The organism is Pseudomonas grimontii (genome assembly GCF_007858185.1).
Taxonomy (GTDB): Bacteria; Pseudomonadota; Gammaproteobacteria; order Pseudomonadales; family Pseudomonadaceae; genus Aquipseudomonas; species Aquipseudomonas grimontii.
Genome location: NZ_VFES01000011.1, coordinates 147,285 through 166,797, shown reverse-complemented (window position 1 = coordinate 166,797; position 19,513 = coordinate 147,285). Strand labels below are relative to the sequence as shown.

Genomic DNA, 19,513 nt, shown 5'->3' with positions numbered 1-19,513 from the left:
TTGATACGAAAACTGGTTGTACTGCTGCTGGTCGGTCTGTTCTCGGCGGCCTTGCTGTTGGGCCTTGGCGCCTGGAAATACGATGCTGCCTTGAAGCAGCCGTTGAATCTGACCCAGGAGCAATTGCTCGATGTGCCGGCAGGGGCGACCCCCACCGGCACTTTCAATCGCCTGGAAGCCGATGGTGTGCTCGACGGCGCGTTCTGGTTGCGCCTGTATTGGCGTTTCAACCTCGACGGCCAGCCACTGCACAGTGGTGAATACCGCATGACCCCTGGCATGACCGCCGAAGGCCTGATCGGCCTGTGGCAGCGGGGCGAAGTGGTGCAGTACAGCCTGACGCTGGTGGAAGGCTGGAATTTCCGTCAGGTGCGTTCGGCCCTGGCCAAGCATGAAAAGATCGTGCAGACCCTGTCGGGGCTGAGTGACAGTGAAGTGATGGACAAGCTCGGTCATCCCGGCGTGTTCCCCGAAGGCCGGTTCTTCCCGGATACCTACCGCTTCGTGCGCGGCATGAGCGATGTCGAGTTCCTGAAAAAAGCCTACAACCGCCTGGATGATGTACTCGCCCAGGAGTGGAGCAAGCGCGCTGCCGATGCGCCTTATACCGACCCCTATCAAGCCTTGATCATGGCCTCCCTGGTGGAGAAAGAAACCGGTGTGCCGGAAGAACGTGGGCAGATTGCCGGTGTGTTCGTACGCCGCCTGAAAATCGGCATGCTGCTGCAGACCGACCCCACCGTGATCTACGGCCTGGGCGAGCGCTACAACGGCAAGTTGACCCGTGCGCACCTCAAGGAAGCCAACCCCTACAACACCTACATGATTGCCGGCCTGCCGCCGACGCCAATCGCCATGGTCGGTCGCGAGGCGATCCATGCCGCGTTGAACCCGGTGCCCGGCAGCAGCCTGTATTTCGTCGCCCGTGGCGACGGCAGCCATATTTTCTCCGATGACCTGGGTGCGCATAATGCTGCCGTGCGTGAGTTCCAGCTCAAGCGCCGGGCCGACTACCGCTCAAGCCCTGCACCGGTGGCAAAGCCGCCGGAAGACGCAACGCCGCCTGCTGATGTACCCGCCGAGCCCGCGCCGGATACCGCCGCGCCGCAAAGCCCGCAATGACTCTGACTAAGGACTGCCTGTGACTGGCTTGTTTATTACCCTGGAAGGCCCCGAAGGCGCCGGCAAAAGCACCAACCGCGATTACCTGGCCGAGCGCTTGCGCGCTGAAGGTGTCGAGGTGGTGTTGACCCGTGAGCCCGGCGGTACGCCCCTGGCCGAGCGCATCCGTGAAGTGTTGCTGGCCCCAGGCGAAGAACAGATGAACCCGGACACCGAGCTGCTGCTGGTGTTCGCTGCCCGTGCCCAGCACCTGGCGGAAGTGATTCGTCCGGCCCTGGCCCGCGGTGCGGTGGTGATTTGCGACCGTTTTACCGATTCCACTTATGCCTACCAGGGCGGTGGCCGGGGTTTGTCCCTGGCGCGTATCGCCACCTTGGAAACCTTTGTGCAGGGTGATTTACGTCCCGACCTGACCCTGCTGTTCGACCTGCCGGTGGAAGTAGGCATGGCCCGCGCCAGCGCCCGTGGGCGTCTCGACCGTTTCGAGCTGGAAGGCCAGGTTTTTTTCGATGCTGTGCGCACCGCGTTTCTTGAGCGTGCCCAGGCCGAACCGGCGCGCTACCACCTGCTCGACGCGGCACAGCCGTTGACGCAGGTTCAGCAGGCCATCGACACCCTGTTACCTCAGCTGTTGGAGCGCGCCCGTGGCTGAAGCCTACCCATGGCAGGACAGTCTCTGGCAACAGTTGGCCGGCCGTGCCCAGCACGCCCACGCCTATCTGCTGCACGGGCCGATCGGTATTGGTAAGCGCGACCTGGCTGAGCGACTCATGGCCAGCCTGCTGTGCCAGCGCCCGGTCAACCTTGAAGCCTGCGGCGAGTGCAAATCCTGCCTGTTGCTCAAGGCCGGCAGCCACCCGGACAACTACCTGCTCGAACCCGAGGAAGCCGACAAGGCGATCAAGGTCGACCAGGTGCGTGACCTCGTCAGTTTCGTGGTGCAGACCGCGCAGATGGGCGGGCGCAAGGTGGTGCTGATCGAGCCGGTGGAGGCGATGAACATCAACGCCGCCAATGCCTTGCTCAAGAGCCTCGAAGAACCCTCCGGCGACACGGTGCTGTTGCTGGTGAGTCACCAGTCCAGCCGCTTGTTGCCGACCATTCGCAGCCGTTGCGTGCAGCAGGCCTGCCCGTTGCCGAGCGAGGCCATGAGCCTGAAATGGCTGGCGAAGGCGCTGCCGGATTGCTCCGAAGAGGAACGGGTCGAATTGTTGACCCTGGCGGCCGGTTCCCCGCTGGCGGCCGTCAAGCTGCAAGCCCAAGGCGTGCGTGAGCAACGCGCCCTTGTTGTGGATGGGGTGAAAAAACTGCTCAAGCAAGAGCTGTCCGCCACCCAGTTGGCTGAAAGCGCCTGGAAAGATATTCCCCTGCTGCTGCTGTTCGACTGGTTTTGTGATTGGTCGAGCCTGATCCTGCGCTACCAGTTGACCCAGGACGAAAACGGCCTGGGCCTGCCGGATATGCGCAAGGTGGTGCAGTACCTCGCGCAGAAAAGTGCGCAGGACAAGGTACTGAATATTCAGGACTGGATCCTTGCCCAGCGCCAGAAGGTGCTCGGCAAGGCTAACCTCAACCGCGTGCTATTGCTCGAAGCGCTGCTGGTGCAGTGGGTTGGCTTGCTCGGCCGGCGTTAATTTCCGTGGCCGACGGGTGTATTGTTGGCCAGACACTTTCCGTGACTCAAGTTGTAACTTCCTATGCTCGTAGATTCCCATTGCCACCTTGATCGCCTTGACCTCGCCCAGCACGGCGGCTCCCTTGATGCTGCCCTCGACGCTGCACGTCAGCGTGGGGTAGGGCATTTCCTGTGCATTGGCGTCAGCGCCGAAAATGCTGCCGACGTCAAAGCCCTGGCCGAGCGTTATGCCGATGTGGATTGCTCGGTAGGTATCCACCCGCTGGACCTCAAGCCCGGCGAAGCCCCGGCCCTCGACTGGCTGCTGGGCGAACTCAATCACCCGCGCGTGGTGGCCATTGGTGAAACCGGCCTGGACTACCATTACGAGCCGGAAGCCGCCGAGTTGCAGCAGGCCTCGTTTCGCCTGCATTTGCAGGCCGCCCGGCAAACCGGCAAACCGGTGATTGTCCACACTCGCGGCGCGCGTGCCGACACCCTGGCCTTGCTGCGCGAAGCCGCATTGCCCCAGGCCGGCGTGTTGCATTGCTTTACCGAAGATTGGGACATGGCCAAGGCCGCCCTGGACCTGGGCTTCTATATTTCACTGTCGGGCATTGTCACTTTCCGCAATGCCGATGCCCTGCGCGACGTAGCGCGTCAGGTACCGGCCGACCGCCTGCTGGTGGAAACCGACTCGCCGTACCTGGCGCCCATTCCCCATCGTGGCAAACCGAACCTGCCTGAATATGTGCGGGATGTGGCGGACTACCTGGCGATGCTGCGCGGTGAGTCCTATGAGCGCTTTGCCGAGCAGACCACCGAGAACTTCAAGCGCCTGTTCCCGCTGGCCCATGTAGTTGCATGACACGACTAAATCGCAGGCAAAAAAAACCCGGGTTCTGGGGGGGGGAATCCGGGTTAAGACCATTAGGAGTAAAACAAGGGCACACAGTCCGTCGGTACCCAGGTCGGCGCTTCACTTGGGGGAGATGTCACGCCGACAGTTCAAGTATTGATCAGTATCTGATTCAGTCCAGTCGCGACTGATCGTTTTTTAAACAGATTTGGAATACATGCGCTTCGCTTGAGTTCTCATTAGGCAGGTGCACGGGCGCAGTTGTTGCGTGTTATTTCTGACTGATAGGCATGAAATCGTTGGCGCTCTGAAAGTAAAGTGCGTGGCGGGTTCACATAGACGTTGCCCAACGACCGTTCAGTCGGGATAATCCCTCGCACTGGGTAAATCGTATCGCCATGTATTCGTGGCCCTGCGCAACCCTCCCTATTCCGACCTTTGCAGACCTCTTCCTCATGCACAAAGAACCCCGTAAGGTCCGTGAGTTTCGCCGCCGTGAGCAGGAGATTCTCGACACCGCACTCAAGTTGTTCCTCGAACAAGGCGAAGACAGCGTCACCGTCGAGATGATCGCGGATGCCGTGGGTATCGGCAAAGGCACGATCTACAAGCACTTCAAGTCCAAGGCCGAGATCTACCTGCGCCTGATGCTCGACTACGAGCGCGACTTGAACGAGCTGCTGCATTCGGCCGATGTCGACAAGGACAAGGAGGCCCTGTCGCGGGCCTACTTCGAGTTCCGCATGCGCGACCCGCAGCGCTACCGCCTGTTCGACCGCCTCGAAGAGAAGGTGGTCAAGGGTCATCAAGTACCGGAGATGGTCGAGGAACTGCACAAGATCCGCGCCTCGAACTTCGAGCGCCTGACCCTGTTGATCAAGGGCCGCATCAGCGAAGGCAAGCTAGAAGACGTACCGCCGTATTTCCACTACTGCGCTGCCTGGGCCCTGGTGCACGGCGCCGTGGCGCTGTACCACTCGCCGTTCTGGAGCAATGTGCTGGAAGACCAGGAAGGCTTCTTCCAGTTCCTCATGGACATCGGTGTGCGCATGGGCAACAAGCGCAAGCACAGCTCCGAGCCAGCACTGGTTGAAGCGGCCCCCGTCGAAACCCCTGCCACGTAATGATTTGCTGCCAGGCGCAGTAACCCAGGAATATACTCAGGCAAGGATCTTGCTAAAAGCTGATTTATCAGTCAGTTTTTAGCGCGCCCGAATCATCCTCTGCCGGAGTGATCCATGATCGTTGATCGTCAAGGCAGGCGTTTTCGCAATTTGCGGATCAGCCTGACCTCAGCCTGCAATTATGCGTGTACCTATTGCGTGCCGAACGGCAAGCGGCTGGTGGCTGCGCAGGACGAACTCTCGGCCGAGGCCATGGCCCGTGGCGTGGCCTACCTGATCGAGGCCGCGGGTATTGAACGCTTGCGCATCACTGGCGGCGAACCGTTGGTCAGCCCCAAGCTTGAAGCCTTCATGGGCGCAGTGGGTGGCATGGGCCTCAGCGACATCAGCCTGACCACCAACGGCCAGTTGCTGGCGCGCAAACTGCCGCTGCTGGTGGACGCCGGGATTCGGCGTATCAACGTCTCCCTCGACACCCTGGACGCCGATGCCTTCCGCAGCATCGCCCGTGGCGGCGACCTGGCTACCGTGCTCGATGGCATGGACCAGGCGCGCGCCGCCGGGATCAAGATCAAGGTCAACATGGTGCCGTTGCGCGGCCAGAACCTCGACCAGGTGATGCCGCTGCTCGACTACTGCCTGGAGCGTGGCTACGAGCTGCGTTTTATCGAGTTGATGCGCATGGGCCACCTTGCAAAGGACTCCAACGCGTTCCTGCAGCAGTTCGTCAGCCTGCAACAATTGCTCGGCCTGATCGGCGAGCACCACGAATACCTGCAAGCCAACGCTCCGGTGGACGCCACGGCGGTGCGCTACGAAGTGCCGGGCAAAGGCTTCTTTGGCGTGATCGCCAACGAAAGCGTGCCGTTCTGCCGCACCTGTTCACGGCTGCGGTTGTCGTCCACCGGCTGGCTGCATGGCTGCCTGTCGTCGAGCAACCGTCACTACGTCGGCGACCTGCTGGACAAGCCGCGCCACCAGGCGCTGCCGGCCCTGCAAGGCCTGCTGATGAAGGCCCTGGGCGACAAACAGGAAGTGGCGTTCTCCGGCGGCGCGACGATCATGAAGATCATCGGCGGCTAACTCTTTTCCAAGATTAAACATCATCCAATGTGGGAGGGAGCAAGCCCCCTCCCACATTTAGTTCTGCGTTGTTTCCAAATGGCGCGGATTCTGCATCTTGTGCCCATTCGCCGGTTTTCCGTCACCGGCTTCTGGAGGATTAGGATGCGTAGTCTGGTTTTGTTGCTGGCGTCGTTGACGCTGAGTGGTTGCATGACCGTCAGCGATATGGCCGAAGGCACCCGCTATCAGATGAGCGACGCTGGGTTGCTGGACCACAGCGATACTCGTCGTAGCGCCTCGGTGCGCATACAGCCGGACTCCTTTGTCTTTATCGCCCAGGGCGCCTTCGTACCGCCCGGCAGCGCCTACCCGCGACCGAATGTGGTGGCCGAGGAAGCCTTCAACGGTTTCGTCGAATACTTTCCCATGGTGCGCCGCGCTCGTCAGCCGGAAGGCCTGGAACAGGCGATGGCCGAAGCCCGTGCGGCGGGTGCCCACTACCTGCTGTACTGCCGTTTCGCCAAGGCAGATGACCGCATCGGCAACGCCGACGAATGGGCTGATCAAGAGGCGCTGGACCGGCTTGGCCTGGATAATGGGGTGATCCAGATCATGTTGATCGAGACCAGCACCCAGTATTTGATTGATACTGCACGTATTCGCAGTCGTGGCGGTTTACTGACGTTTCACGACAACAAGCCTGAAGATCTGATTGCCCGCCCGCTGGCGCAGTACGCCCGGGGCCTGCTGGGCATGAGTGATCAGTAAGCCCAGCACGTAAAAAGGGAGAGCCCCATGACCGATTCCGCCAAGGCCAACGATCTGCTGGCCCAACTGCCCAAAGGCAAGGGACCGGCGCCGGTGCACCTGTGGAACCCGGATTTCTGCGGCAACATCGACATGCGCATCGCCCGCGACGGCACCTGGTTCTACCAGGGCACGCCGATCGGGCGTAAGCCTATGGTCAAGTTGTTCTCTAATATCATTCGCCGCGATGGTGATGATTACTTTCTGATTACCCCCGTGGAAAAAGTCGGCATCACCGTCGATGATGCACCCTTTGTCGCGATTACCCTCGAAGTCGAAGGGCAGGGCGAAAGCCAGGTGCTGCGTTTCACCACCAACGTCGACGAGCAGATCGAAGCCGATATTGAGCATCCACTGCGGGTGGTGATCGACCCCGTCACCCAGGAGCCCTCGCCTTATTTGCGGGTGCGCACCAACCTGGAAGCCCTTGTGCATCGCAACGTTTTCTACCAATTGGTGGAGTTGGCGGTGAGCCGTCCGATCAACGGTCAGAACTGGCTTGGCGTCTGGAGCGGCGGCGAGTTTTTCCGCATCGGCCTGGAGCCTTGAGGGCGGTTTTTTTCATCTCCCTGAAATAATTCGCTTGCTGCATATGGCCGCTTTCGGTTATCAATTTGTACATGATTAGACATGTTCGATTTGATAAGAAAAAACGCGTCGTCGACGAGCTCATCCGCCGTATCGAGGGCGGGGTGATGGCCGACGGTTTCCTGTTGCCGGGCGAGCATCAACTGGCTGAAGAGTTTGCGGTCAGTCGCGGCACGCTACGTGAAGCCCTCGCCGAACTCAAAAGGCGCAATTACATCGCGACCCAGAGCGGCGTCGGCTCCATCGTCACGTTTGATGGCATGGCGCTCGATCAAACCAGTGGTTGGGCCCAGGCTTTGGCGGACACCGGGGCATTGGTGACCACCGACATCCTGCGCCTTGAAGCGGTGACGCGCCCCGATCTGTTCAGTCGGTTCGGCACCGACCAATTTATCGCCCTCGACCGCCGCCGCCGCACGACCGATGGCACGGCCGTTTCCCTCGAGCGCTCGCTGATGCCCGCGTCCGGTGGCCTGGAAAGCCTGCCGCGCGTTGGCCTGATCGACAACTCCCTGACCATCACCCTGGCAGCCTACGGTTACGTCGGTGCTGAAGGTGACCAATGGATCGGGGCCGAGCCCCTCAGCGATGAAGACGCCGAGCTGCTTGGCCGACCTGCAGGTGCCGTGTTTCTCAAGGCCTCGCGCACCACCTACGATCGCCGCGAGCGCTTCATGGAGTACGTCGAAAGCCTGCTCGACCCTCTGCACTTTCGCCTGCACCTGCAGTTTGGATCTTCGAAATGACCCCGAATACCCGCGCCCTTGGCGCTTTCTACGGCCTGGCGTTGGGCGATGCCCTGGGCATGCCCACCCAGTCCCTGAGCCGTGAGCAAGTGCAACAGCGCTTCGGTGCCATTACCGGCCTGGAAGATGCTGACGCCGACCAACCCATCGCGCCCAATATGCCGGCAGGCTCCATTACCGATGACACTGAGCAAGCGATCCTGGTCGGTGAGTTGCTGGTCGAGGGCAAAGGCAGGATCGAACCCACCGTGCTCGCCCAGCGCCTGATCGATTGGGAAGCGGTGATGCGCGCCAAGGGCTCCCAGGATCTGCTCGGCCCATCGACCAAGCGTGCAATCGACATGATCCTCAGCGGCCATACCCCGGAAGAATCCGGGCGCTACGGCACCACCAATGGCGCCGCCATGCGCATCACTCCAGTGGGGATCGCCGCCGATGTCGGCGACCCGGCGCGATTTATCCAGGCGGTGATCCAGGCCTGCCAGGTCACCCACAACACCACCCTGGGCATCTCCAGCGCAGCGGCAGTGGCGGCGGTGGTGTCTGCGGGCATCAACGGTGTGGACTTGGGTGAAGCCTTGAATATCGGCACTCAGGTGGCTCAACAGGCGGAAGGCCATGGTCATTGGATTGCCGGCGGGCGCATGTCCACCCGTATCAGCTGGGCGCGCACCTTGAGCGTCGACAGTGGCGACAAGGCCCTGTTCGCCGATCTGCTGTACGAATTGATCGGCACCTCCGTCGCCTCCCAGGAGTCGGTGGTGGTGTCGTTTGCCCTCGCCCAGCAGGTGGCGGTGGGTGCCATGAACGCGTTCGAAGCCCTGTGCCTGGCCGCGAGCCTGGGCGGCGATACCGACACGATTGCCGCGATTCTCGGCGCGATGCTGGGTGCCTGTCTCGGCCTGCAGTGCTGGCCCGAATCAATGATTGAACAGGTCAAGCAGGTCAATGGCCTGGATCTACAGCCGCTGGTCCAAGGGTTGCTCCAATTGCGCTGAGTCAGGAAGACCGCGATACCGATTCAACTTGCATATCTGCCACAACCACAACAATACAGGCATCAGGAGTACCCCCTCATGAGCACCCCCTCTGCCGGCCAAAGCGCCGGACAATTGGAAACACGTGGTATCGAACCGGTCCCTGAAGGCGAGTGCAACGGCCATCCGCTGCAACTGTTCTGGGTGTGGTTCGCCGCTAACATCAGCATCCTCGGCTTGCCCCTCGGCGCTACGCTCGTGGCGTTTCGCGGCCTGGCCATCTGGCAGGCGATCATCGTCGCGATCCTCGGTGCCGCCGGCTCGTTCGCCGTGGTGGGCATCATCTCCATCGCCGGTCGCCGCGGCCGTGCGCCGAGCCTGACCTTGTCTCGTGCCATCTTCGGCGTGCGCGGCAATATCGGCCCGACGCTGGTGTCGTTGATGTCGCGCCTGGGCTGGGAAACCGTCAACACCACCACGGCTGCGTTCGTGTTGTTGTCGTTGTGCTCGATCCTGTTTGGCTCTGCGGTCGAGGCGAAAAGCGCACCGGTCCTCACCCTGATCTTCATCGGCGTTTTCGTGCTGCTGACCTTGGCGGTCTCGGGGCTGGGCCACGCCACGTTGCTGGTGATCCAGAAGTGGGCCACCTACGTGTTCGGTGCGTTGAACATCCTGGTAGGTGGTTTCCTTTGCGCCACCATCGATTGGAGCGCGGTGTTCAACGCCACCCCGGCACCGCTGAGCGCGATGATCATCGGCGTCGGCACCATGGCCGCCGGTACCGGGATTGGCTGGGCCAACGCCGGTGCCGACATGTCGCGCTACCAGCACCGCAGCGTCACTGCGGTGCGCCTGGTGGCGTCGGCCGCATTTGGCGCGGGGATTCCGCTGGTGTTGCTGATCACCCTCGGCGGCCTGTTGTCGGTGGGCAACAATGACCTGGCCTCGGCCACTGACCCGATCATTGCGATCCGCGACATGCTGCCGACCTGGATGGCAGTGCCGTACCTGATTACCGCGTTTGGCGGGCTGTTGCTGTCGAACAACCTGTCGGTGTATTCGGCCGGCCTGACCACCTTGACCCTTGGCCTGAAGGTCAAACGCGTGCATGCGGTGATCGTCGATATCGTGGCGATCTTCGCCGGTTCCATCTACTTCATGCTGATCGCCGACAGTTTCTACGGCCCGTTCATCACCTTCATCTCGTTGCTGGCGGTGCCGATCACCGCGTGGGTCGGGATCTTCGTGGTCGACCTGATCCATCGTCACTACTACAGCCCCAAGGACCTGCTGGACGTGAGCCCAAGCAGCGCCTACTGGTATCGCGGCGGTGTGGAATGGCGTGCATTCGGCGCCTGGGCCGTGGCCATCGTGCTGGGTTTCAGCTTCACCACCATCGGCACCACCGCCGAGAACATCTGGTTCGCCGGGCCGTTGTCCGACTCCTGGCTCGGCCACAAAGGCCTGGGCTGGATCGTCACCTTCCTGGTCGCCGGTGGGATATATGCGCTACTGGGCGGCGCGGCTGACCGTCGTCCGGCGTTAGTCGAGAATCCCAATGTCTAGATTGCTGCACACCGGCCAGGTCATCGTCGACCTGGTCATGGCCCTCAACACCTTGCCCGCGACTGGCGGCGACGTGCTGGCCAAGTCCGCCAGCTTCGAAGCCGGCGGGGGCTTCAATGTGATGGCGGCGGCGCGGCGCAATGGGTTGCCGGTGGTCTATCTGGGCCGTCACGGCAATGGCCGCTTCGGCGACCTGGCCCGCGCGGCGATGCAGGCCGAGGGCATTGAAATGGCCCTGGCCGCCAGCGACGGCAAGGACACCGGCCTATGTGTGTCCCTGACCGAGGCCACCACCGAGCGCACGTTTATTTCCCATATCGGCGCCGAGGGTGAACTGAGTGCCGAGGACCTCGCCAACGTTGTGCCGCATCCGGATGACTACGTGTATGTCAGTGGCTACAGCCTGCTCCTGGAGGGCAAGGCCCAGCCCCTGATCGACTGGCTGCTGGCACTGCCACGGCAAATCGTGGTGGTGTTCGACCCCGGTCCGTTGGTCAAGGCGCCGGAATCGGCCTTGATGCGTGCGCTGTTACCACGTATCGACATCTGGACCAGCAATGGCCCTGAAGCGTTGGCGTTCACCGGCGCGGCGAACATCGCCGCCGCATTGCCCGCGCTCAATCAGTACCTGCCCGCCGAGACGTTGCTGGTGGTGCGCGACGGGCCGAATGGCTGCTGGGTAGGGCGTGCGGGGCAGATCGAGCATGTACCCGGCTTCAAGGTGCAGGCGGTGGACAGTAATGGCGCGGGGGATGCGCATGCGGGAGTGTTTATCGCGGGGTTGGCGGCTGGTTTGAAACCAGCTGCGGCAGCACAGCGGGCGAACGCCGCGGCAGCCCTGGCGGTGACACGTTGGGGGCCGGCAACTTCCCCAGGCACCGCCGAGGTCGACGCATTACTTACTGAATAAACGCGGACAAAAATGCAGGAGGGGCGGTCACACCGCCCCTCCCACATGTGGTTTTGCATGAGGGCTACTGGCGCGTCTCACCTTCGAGCTTGCGCGCCTCGTCCACACCCGACGCCGTCAACTTGATCGGCAAATTCAGCGAGTATTCACCGGCGTCGTCGGTGGTCACATGCCCATCCTTGATGAGCCCGCGATCCTGTAGAAACGCCAACACACTGGCGACCTCCTTTTCACCACGGTAGTTGTCCAGCACTTCCTTGCCCAAGCCTTGCGGGTGGGCGTGCAACAGGCGGGTGAGGACTTCTTTCTCAAGGTTTCTATCGACGTTCATGCGTACCTCTTCACTGGGAAATGGTCGGGTGTCGGTCTTGCTATCTATGGCTCAAGGGGCAGGCTGTTTCGGCGCGCCAGGGACGTTCGAGTCGTCGCCCTTGTTGATGTTGGGTTGATTGATCGCCGGGCCCATTTTGCCGTTGCCGACGGCAGCCGGAGCCTGGCGTTGGGTGTCATTGCCCTGGGTGCGAGGGTCGGCACCGGGTTGGATAATCGCGCCGCCATTGGTGTCGAGGCCGGTGCCCATGGATTTCTGGGACTCGGTGGTGGCGTCAGGTGTTGGATCGGTCGGTCCGGTGGACGAGCTGGCAGCAAAGACGCTCAGCGACGCGGCAGACAACAGACCGGTGAGGGCGAGGGCAGCAAACTTGGAATGCTTCATGAGGGTGTCTCCCTGGGATTAATGTCCTTACCCTCTATTGGTCAGCCGCCGTTTGCCGATCGTGCCTTGATGACGACGAACGGTATCAGCGCACCTGTAAGATTTTGTGTGACGCCGCTCGACGCCAAGCCAGGCGCGCCAGGCTGATCAACCAATTGCCCAAGGCCACGGCCAGTACGCTCAGCATCAGCGCCGGCAGGCCGAACTCGACGATGATCCAGCCCGCCAGCCAGGGAAAGCCGAATACCCCGACAAAATACGCCAGGCTGAACAACAGCAGCGCCTGGGACGTAGTGCCGGCGGGCGCCTCGTTGGCCACCAGCCCGTTGATCACCGAATACGTCAGGCCATAACCGATGCCCAAGGTCACGGCCGCCAACAGGTAGCTGGCGCTGCCGCTGACCCCAAAGGCAAGCAGCAGGATCGACCCCAGCATCACCCCGGACAGCACACAGGCGGCCACATAGGCATCACGCTTGACCACGTAGCCAGCGATCAGCAGGCGACTGGTAATGGCCGCACTCACGAACCCGGCGAAGAACAGCGAATAATCCAGGCCGTGGGCCGCGGCGTAGCTGGTCTGGAACGAAGACAAACCACCAAACACGCACCCGCCGAGGCCCACCATGACAATCGCAAACACCGCTCGTGAAGACAGCACGCGGCGACAGGCTCCCCAGGATATTTTCGACACCGGCGCCGTCGCGTGGCGCTTGAGCGCCGTACCCAAGTGCCAGAACACCAGCACCCCGACCAGGCTGGCCAGCGCGGCAATGTAGAAGGCGCTGGTCAGGGGCAGGCCCAGCGTATTGGCGGCCCGTCCCAGTAACGGCCCTGCACCGATGCCGCTCATCATGCTGCCCGACAGCAACGCAAAATATTTGGCCCGTTGCCGGGGCTCCACCAGCATGGCCACGATAATCGGGCCCAAGGTATAGAACACGCCCCAGCCAAGTCCCAGGGACAATCCGAACAGCATCAGGCCCTCGCCAAATCCCGGCATCAATGCAAAGCCCAGGCATGCCACCACCAGCAATACACCCATCCCCGCAACGGCCCGCGCCGCGCCCAACGCATCGGCCAAATGACCGGAAAGCAACACCGCGACAAAAGTGCTGAGCATTGCGGTGGAGATCACACTGCCGGCGTCGTGTTCGTTGCCACCCCGTGCATGAATCAGCAATGACAACAAAAAGGTCGAGCCGTAAGACAGCGACAGCAGGAAGCTGGCAAGACAGAACAAGGCAAACAACGGGTTGCTCACCGGGGATTTGGAGTGCATGGGGCCGCCTGGAGGTGGTTGGATTTATGGCCCTTTGTTTACCATGCACGCTGATTGAGTTTGTTCTATGGTTGCTGGTGCTTGCATTACTGCTGGCCGGAGTAACGTGGCAGCCCACGAAATTGCACTGCAATCAGTCATCAAAGCGCCTTAGTATGTGTGTTTTGAAATTGCCCAAGGCTCGCCCATGACCATCGAGATTCGCCCCGCCGTGCCCAGCGATGCTGCGCAGATCCTGACTTTCATCACCGAACTCGCCGAATACGAGAAAGCCCGGCATGAAGTGATCGCCAGCGTGGCGGACATTCAGCGCAGCCTGTTCAGCGAGGGCGCCACCGCCCATGGCCTGATCTGCTTGCGGGATGGTTTGCCGATTGGTTTTGCGGTGTTCTTTTTCAGCTATTCCACTTGGCTGGGCAGCAACTGCCTGTACCTGGAAGACCTGTATATCAACCCTGAACAACGTGGCGGCGGAGCGGGCAAGAAGTTATTGCGCCACTTGGCGAAGATTGCCTTTGATAACGGTTGCGCCCGCTTCGAATGGAGCGTGCTGGACTGGAACGAGCCGGCGATTGCCTTTTACAAATCCATCGGCGCCCAGCCTCAGGAAGAGTGGGTGCGCTATCGCATGGAAGGTGATTCGCTGCGGGACTTCGCCCTCGGCTGAAGCCCTCTTTTTGACAGCACTGTAGATCAAATGTGGGAGGGGGCTTGCTCCCGATAGCGGTGAATCAGTCAGCCTATTTGTAGCTGACGTGCCGCTATCGGGAGCAAGCCCCCTCCCACATTATTTTTTGATTTTGCTCACTATATGGGATGCAAATTTATATATTGAGATATTTCAAATGATGGGTTTATAGTCGTCTGCATCAGCACTCACTACCAAAAATAAAACAGGTGAAGCGATGCAGGCCCAACCGTTGTCATTACCCGCCGTGCCCGAGCCAACCTACGGCGAGCGGCTGAAGAACAAGGTGGTGATCATCACCGGCGCCGCACAAGGCATTGGTGAGGCGATCGTCGCGTGTTTCCAGGCCCAGCAGGCGCGCCTGGTGATCGCCGATATACAGGGTGAAAAGGTCGAGAAAGTCGCCGCCCACTGGCGCGAACGCGGCGCCGAGATCTACGCCCAACCCGTCGACATCACCTCCAAGGAGCAATGGCTGGCGTTGGTCAATGTGGCTGTTGAGCGCTTCGGCCGGGTGGATGTGCTGGTCAACTGCGCTGGGGTCAATGTGTTCCGCGACCCGCTGGCGATGAGCGACGAAGACTGGCGCCGTTGCTTCGCCATCGACCTCGACGGCGCCTGGTACGGCTGCCGCACGGTGTTGCCGCACATGATCGAGCAGGGCATCGGCAACATCATCAACATCGCCTCCACCCATTCCAGCCACATCATTCCCGGCTGCTTCCCTTACCCCGTGGCCAAGCACGGCCTGCTCGGCCTTACCCGCGCCCTTGGCATCGAATACGCGCCCAAGGGCATCCGCGTGAATGCCATCGCCCCGGGCTATATCGAAACCCAGCTCAACGTCGACTACTGGAACGGTTTCCCCGATCCCCACGCCGAGCGTCAGCGCGCGTTCGACCTGCACCCGCCCAAGCGCATCGGCCAGCCGGTCGAGGTGGCAATGACGGCGCTGTTCCTGGCGACCGACGAAGCGCCCTTTATCAATGCCACCTGCCTGATGATCGATGGCGGGCGGTCGGTGATGTACCACGACTAGAACTTGCCACTCCCAATAACAACAAGAGGTGCCGTTCATGAAAAAAGGAATACGCGTTCTCGCCGCAGCTATCGCATTAAGCGGCCTCAGCACACTGGCCAGCGCCGAAGAAGTGAAGATCGGTTTCCTGGTCAAGCAGGCCGAAGAGCCCTGGTTCCAGACCGAATGGGCCTTCGCGGAAAAAGCCGGCAAGGAACATGGCTTTACCGTGATCAAGATCGCCGTGCCCGATGGCGAGAAAACCCTCTCGGCCATCGACAGCCTGGCCGCCAACGGCGCCAAGGGCTTTGTGATCTGCCCGCCGGACGTGTCCCTGGGCCCGGCCATCGTCGCCAAGGCCAAGGCCAACGGCTTGAAAGTGATTGCCGTGGATGACCGCTTTGTCGACGCCAAAGGCAACTTCATGGAGGACGTGCCGTACCTGGGCATGGCCGCGTTTGAAGTGGGCCAGAAACAGGGCGCGGCCATGGCTGCCGAAGCAAAAAAACGCGGTTGGGACTGGAAGGACACCTACGCGGTGATCAACACCTTCAATGAACTCGACACCGGTAAGAAACGCACCGACGGCTCGATCAAATCCCTGGAAGAAGCCGGCATTCCCAAGGACCACATTCTGACGGCTGCGCTGAAAACCCTCGACGTTCCCGGCAGCATGGACGCCACCAACTCGGCCCTGGTCAAGCTGCCAAGCGGCGCGAAAAACCTGATCATCGGCGGCATGAACGACAACACCGTGCTCGGCGGCGTGCGCGCCACCGAAAGCGCCGGTTTCGCCGCCGCCAATGTGATCGGCATCGGCATCAATGGCACCGACGCCATCGGCGAATTGAAGAAAGCCAACAGCGGCTTCTTCGGCTCGATGCTGCCGAGCCCGCATATCGAGGGCTACAACACGGCGCTGGCGATGTACGAGTGGGTCACCACCGGCAAGGAGCCTGCGAAGTACACCGCCATGGACGAAGTGACCCTGATCACCCGCGCCAACTTCCAGGAAGAACTGACCAAGATCGGGCTGTGGAAATGACCGGCGCGGCCCTGCGTTTCAATGGCATCGGCAAGGAGTTTCCTGGGGTCAAGGCCCTGGCGCAGATCAGCTTTGAAGCGCGGCCGCATTCGGTACACGCGCTGATGGGCGAGAACGGCGCCGGTAAGTCGACGCTGCTGAAAATTCTCGGCGGCGCCTACATCCCCAGCAGCGGCACGGTGCACATCGGCGAGCAGACCATGGCGTTCAAATCCGCCGCCGACAGCATCGCCAGCGGCGTCGCGGTGATCCACCAGGAGCTGCATCTGGTGCCGGAAATGACCGTCGCCGAAAACCTGTTCCTCGGGCATTTGCCATCGCGCTTTGGCGTGGTCAACCGGGGCCTGCTGCGCAAGCAGGCCCTGGCCTGTCTCAAGGGCCTGGCGGATGAAATCGACCCCGAGGAAAAACTCGGGCGCCTGTCCCTGGGCCAGCGCCAACTGGTGGAAATCGCCAAGGCGCTGTCCCGTGGCGCCCATGTGATTGCCTTCGACGAACCGACCAGCAGCCTCTCGGCGCGGGAGATCGACCGCTTGATGGCGATCATCACGCGCCTGCGCGACGAGGGCAAAGTGGTGCTCTACGTGTCGCACCGCATGGAAGAGGTGTTCCGCATCTGCAACGCGGTCACGGTGTTCAAGGACGGCCGCTATGTGCGCACCTTCGACGACATGAGTGCGTTGACCCACGACCAGTTGGTGACCTGCATGGTCGGTCGCGACATCCAGGACATCTACGACTACCGCCCGCGCGAGCACGGCGAGGTGGCGCTCAAGGTCGATGGTTTGTTGGGGCCGGGTTTGCGCGAACCGATCAGTTTTGACGTGCGCAAAGGCGAAATCCTCGGCCTGTTCGGCTTGGTGGGGGCAGGGCGCACGGAGCTGTTCCGTTTGCTCAGTGGTTTAGAGCGCGCCAGTGCCGGCAGCCTAGAGTTATGCGGGGAGGCCCTGCAACTGCGTTCACCCCGCGACGCCATCGCCGCCGGTGTACTGCTGTGCCCGGAAGACCGCAAGAAGGAAGGCATCATTCCGCTCGCGAGTGTCGCGGAGAACATCAACATCAGTGCCCGCGGCGCGCATGCGTCGTTTGGCTGGCTGTTGCGCGATGGTTGGGAAAAGGGCAACGCCGACCAGCAGATCAAGGCGATGAAAGTCAAAACGCCCAACGCTGAACAGAAAATCATGTACCTGTCCGGCGGCAATCAGCAGAAAGCCATTCTTGGCCGCTGGCTGTCGATGCCGATGAAGGTGTTGCTGCTCGACGAACCGACTCGCGGCATCGACATCGGCGCCAAGTCGGAGATCTACCAGATCATTCATAACCTGGCCGCCAGCGGCATTGCGGTGATCGTGGTGTCCAGCGACCTGATGGAAGTGATGGGCATCTCCGATCGTATCCTGGTGATGAGCGAAGGCGCCCTGACCGGCGAACTGAGCCGCGATCAAGCGGATGAAGCACGCCTGCTGCAACTGGCACTCCCGCGTTCGCGGGCTTGAAGAATAAGAGGGTGTAGGCATGTCTCAGGTAAAAACTGCAAAGGGCTTCTGGCCGGGTTTCAACCAGCGCAAGTTTCTCGATGACTGGGTGATGCTGTTGGCGGCATTGGGCATCTTTGTGCTCAGCGCGCTGTTTATCGACAACTTCCTCTCGCCGTTGAACATGCGTGGCCTGGGCCTGGCGATTTCCACCGTGGGCATCGCCGCGTGCACCATGTTGTTCTGCCTGGCGTCGGGGCACTTCGACTTGTCGGTGGGCTCGGTGATCGCCTGCGCCGGTGTGGTGGCGGGGATCGTGATTCGCGACACCGACAGCGTGGTGTTGGGTGTATCGGCCGCATTGGCCATGGGCTTGGTAGTAGGGCTGATCAACGGCATTGTCATTGCCAAGCTGCGAATCAATGCGTTGATCGCGACGTTGGCGACCATGCAGATCGTGCGCGGCCTGGCCTACATCTTCTCCAACGGCAAAGCGGTGGGGGTGATGAACGAGGATTTCTTTGTGTTCGGTAACGGCCAACTGCTGGGCGTGCCGGTGCCGATCATCATCACTGTGTTGTGCTTTGTGTTTTTTGGCTGGCTGCTGAACTACACCACCTATGGGCGCAACACCATGGCGATCGGGGGTAACCAGGAAGCGGCGTTGCTGGCGGGGGTGAACGTTGATCGCACCAAGATCATCATCTTTGCCGTGCACGGCTTGATCGGCGCGTTGGCCGGGGTGATCCTCGCTTCGCGCATGACCTCGGGCCAGCCGATGATCGGCCAGGGGTTCGAGCTGACAGTGATTTCCGCCTGCGTGCTGGGTGGCGTATCGCTGAGCGGCGGCATCGGCATGATCCGCCATGTGATTGCCGGGGTGTTGATCCTGGCGATCATCGAGAACGCGATGAACCTGAAGAATATCGATACCTTCTACCAGTACGTGATCCGCGGCTCGATCCTGTTGCTGGCGGTCATCATCGACCGCATGAAGCAACGCTAGACCGAACACCTCCCACATTTGGATCTCCACTGTATTGAGGGGCGGTATTTGCCATAATGCCCCGCTTTCATACCTATAGGCCCGATATGCAGGAAAACGCCCACACCCCCGTCAAAGACGCAGCCCCGACCGGCACCCAGACCCTGCTGCGTGGCCTGGGCGTCGTGCAGGCGGTGGCGGCCGGTGCGCGGGATCTGAAAGAGATCGCCAGGCGCATCGGCACCACCCGCAGCACTACTCACCGTCTTGCCAGCTGCCTGGTGGAAGAGCGTTACCTGCGCGTGGTGCCGCAAGTCGGTTACCTGTTGGGGCCGAAGTTGATCGAGCTGGGGTTTCAGGCCCGCGAAGAGCTGCCATTGGTGACCTTGGCGGTGCCGTACCTGGATGAGTTGTCGGCATTGACCGGCGACACTATCCACCTGGCCATTCGCGAATACGACGACGTGCTTTACCTGCACAAGAACCCTGGCCGCAACGGTCCGGAAATGCGCTCGCGGGTCGGCCATCGCATGCCGTTGGCGCGCACGGGCGTGGGCAAGGCGATGCTGCTGGATGACTCGGTGCAAGAGTGGCAGCGTTTGTACGAGACCAGCCTGCCGGCGGGTGGGAAAAACCTGCAATGGCCGCAGCATCCAGAACAATCCTGGGCGCAGTTCGAGCAGCGCATGCGTGAGTATGTGGTGGGCGGTTATGCGTTCGACCTGGAAGACAACGAACCGTCGATCCGTTGCGTGGCGGCACCGGTGCGCGATGCCAGCCGGCGAATCGTCGCCGGCATCAGCATCGCCAGTACCGTGCCCTATATGCCGCTGGAGAAAATGGCCGAGCTGATCCCTGTGATCAAGCAGGTCGCAGCACGGCTGTCGGCGGAGTTGGGCGCGAAGGCCCTCCCACCCATGGCATGA

Annotated in this window: 21 protein-coding genes; 18 read left to right on the top strand and 3 right to left on the bottom strand. The window is 61.4% G+C overall.

Annotated features, from left to right (window positions below; translation table 11 throughout):
- The 12 genes from mltG (at window position 1) to FIV39_RS18295 (ending at window position 11,379) form a co-directional block, all read left to right on the top strand.
- Window positions 1–1,122 carry an endolytic transglycosylase MltG gene (gene mltG / locus FIV39_RS18350; RefSeq protein WP_090400416.1) on the top strand — a complete coding sequence of 374 codons (1,122 nt, stop codon included), beginning with the start codon at window positions 1–3 and terminating at the stop codon, window positions 1,120–1,122.
- 19 nt (window positions 1,123–1,141) lie between these two features.
- Complete coding sequence (gene tmk, locus FIV39_RS18345; protein ID WP_090400415.1) at window positions 1,142–1,774, top strand: dTMP kinase; 633 nt, start codon at window positions 1,142–1,144, stop codon at window positions 1,772–1,774.
- The gene (locus FIV39_RS18340; RefSeq protein ID WP_090400414.1) at window positions 1,767–2,756 is read left to right on the top strand and encodes a DNA polymerase III subunit delta'; all 990 of its coding nucleotides are present in this window, start codon (window positions 1,767–1,769) and stop codon (window positions 2,754–2,756) included. Before tmk ends, FIV39_RS18340 begins: the two co-directional genes overlap by 8 nt.
- Window positions 2,757–2,819: 63 nt before the next feature.
- Window positions 2,820–3,605: a TatD family hydrolase gene (locus FIV39_RS18335; RefSeq protein WP_090400413.1), complete on the top strand. Its 786-nt coding sequence runs from the start codon at window positions 2,820–2,822 to the stop codon at window positions 3,603–3,605.
- Window positions 3,606–4,051: 446 nt separating this feature from the next.
- The gene (locus tag FIV39_RS18330; RefSeq protein WP_027607814.1) at window positions 4,052–4,720 is read left to right on the top strand and encodes a TetR/AcrR family transcriptional regulator; all 669 of its coding nucleotides are present in this window, start codon (window positions 4,052–4,054) and stop codon (window positions 4,718–4,720) included.
- 114 nt (window positions 4,721–4,834) lie between these two features.
- Window positions 4,835–5,803 carry a GTP 3',8-cyclase MoaA gene (locus FIV39_RS18325; protein WP_090400412.1) on the top strand — a complete coding sequence of 323 codons (969 nt, stop codon included), beginning with the start codon at window positions 4,835–4,837 and terminating at the stop codon, window positions 5,801–5,803.
- 144 nt (window positions 5,804–5,947) lie between these two features.
- Complete coding sequence (locus FIV39_RS18320) at window positions 5,948–6,553, top strand: DUF4823 domain-containing protein (protein WP_090400411.1); 606 nt, start codon at window positions 5,948–5,950, stop codon at window positions 6,551–6,553.
- 27 nt (window positions 6,554–6,580) lie between these two features.
- Window positions 6,581–7,141, top strand: a complete 561-nt coding sequence (locus tag FIV39_RS18315) for a DUF1285 domain-containing protein (protein ID WP_090400410.1) — start codon at window positions 6,581–6,583, stop codon at window positions 7,139–7,141.
- 71 nt (window positions 7,142–7,212) lie between these two features.
- On the top strand, window positions 7,213–7,926 hold the full coding sequence (locus FIV39_RS18310; protein WP_090400409.1) for a GntR family transcriptional regulator: 714 nt from the start codon (window positions 7,213–7,215) through the stop codon (window positions 7,924–7,926).
- Window positions 7,923–8,924: an ADP-ribosylglycohydrolase family protein gene (locus FIV39_RS18305; protein ID WP_090400408.1), complete on the top strand. Its 1,002-nt coding sequence runs from the start codon at window positions 7,923–7,925 to the stop codon at window positions 8,922–8,924. The genes FIV39_RS18310 and FIV39_RS18305 overlap by 4 nt, the downstream gene beginning before the upstream one ends.
- Window positions 8,925–9,002: 78 nt before the next feature.
- Window positions 9,003–10,469 carry a purine-cytosine permease family protein gene (locus FIV39_RS18300; RefSeq protein ID WP_090400407.1) on the top strand — a complete coding sequence of 489 codons (1,467 nt, stop codon included), beginning with the start codon at window positions 9,003–9,005 and terminating at the stop codon, window positions 10,467–10,469.
- Window positions 10,462–11,379 (top strand): PfkB family carbohydrate kinase, encoded by a 918-nt coding sequence (locus tag FIV39_RS18295; RefSeq protein ID WP_090400406.1) that lies wholly within the window; start codon window positions 10,462–10,464, stop codon window positions 11,377–11,379. The genes FIV39_RS18300 and FIV39_RS18295 overlap by 8 nt, the downstream gene beginning before the upstream one ends.
- A gap of 64 nt (window positions 11,380–11,443) precedes the next feature.
- Here the strand turns inward: FIV39_RS18295 and FIV39_RS18290 are convergent, their stop codons facing one another.
- The 3 genes from FIV39_RS18290 to FIV39_RS18280 all read right to left on the bottom strand — a co-directional run bounded on the left by FIV39_RS18290 (window position 11,444) and on the right by FIV39_RS18280 (window position 13,376).
- The gene (locus FIV39_RS18290; RefSeq protein WP_053140178.1) at window positions 11,444–11,710 is read right to left on the bottom strand and encodes a hypothetical protein; all 267 of its coding nucleotides are present in this window, start codon (window positions 11,708–11,710) and stop codon (window positions 11,444–11,446) included.
- A 51-nt stretch (window positions 11,711–11,761) separates the two neighbouring features.
- Window positions 11,762–12,094, bottom strand: a complete 333-nt coding sequence (locus tag FIV39_RS18285; protein WP_090400405.1) for a hypothetical protein — start codon at window positions 12,092–12,094, stop codon at window positions 11,762–11,764.
- An 85-nt stretch (window positions 12,095–12,179) separates the two neighbouring features.
- Window positions 12,180–13,376: an MFS transporter gene (locus FIV39_RS18280; RefSeq protein ID WP_090400404.1), complete on the bottom strand. Its 1,197-nt coding sequence runs from the start codon at window positions 13,374–13,376 to the stop codon at window positions 12,180–12,182.
- Window positions 13,377–13,563: 187 nt separating this feature from the next.
- Here FIV39_RS18280 and FIV39_RS18275 point away from each other — a divergent pair, with 187 nt between their 5' ends.
- The 6 genes from FIV39_RS18275 to FIV39_RS18250 all read left to right on the top strand — a co-directional run bounded on the left by FIV39_RS18275 (window position 13,564) and on the right by FIV39_RS18250 (window position 19,513).
- A complete protein-coding gene (locus FIV39_RS18275) occupies window positions 13,564–14,043 on the top strand; it encodes a GNAT family N-acetyltransferase (RefSeq protein ID WP_090400403.1) in 480 nt (159 codons plus the stop codon).
- 238 nt (window positions 14,044–14,281) lie between these two features.
- Complete coding sequence (locus tag FIV39_RS18270; RefSeq protein WP_090400402.1) at window positions 14,282–15,103, top strand: SDR family oxidoreductase; 822 nt, start codon at window positions 14,282–14,284, stop codon at window positions 15,101–15,103.
- A 37-nt stretch (window positions 15,104–15,140) separates the two neighbouring features.
- The gene (locus FIV39_RS18265; RefSeq protein ID WP_090400401.1) at window positions 15,141–16,127 is read left to right on the top strand and encodes a substrate-binding domain-containing protein; all 987 of its coding nucleotides are present in this window, start codon (window positions 15,141–15,143) and stop codon (window positions 16,125–16,127) included.
- Window positions 16,124–17,623: an L-arabinose ABC transporter ATP-binding protein AraG gene (araG, locus tag FIV39_RS18260; RefSeq protein WP_090400400.1), complete on the top strand. Its 1,500-nt coding sequence runs from the start codon at window positions 16,124–16,126 to the stop codon at window positions 17,621–17,623. The genes FIV39_RS18265 and araG overlap by 4 nt, the downstream gene beginning before the upstream one ends.
- A gap of 19 nt (window positions 17,624–17,642) precedes the next feature.
- Entirely contained in the window at window positions 17,643–18,608 is a 966-nt protein-coding gene (gene araH / locus FIV39_RS18255) for an L-arabinose ABC transporter permease AraH (RefSeq protein WP_090400399.1), read from the top strand.
- 86 nt (window positions 18,609–18,694) lie between these two features.
- Window positions 18,695–19,513, top strand: coding sequence for an IclR family transcriptional regulator (locus FIV39_RS18250; protein WP_090400398.1), 819 nt, complete (start codon window positions 18,695–18,697; stop codon window positions 19,511–19,513).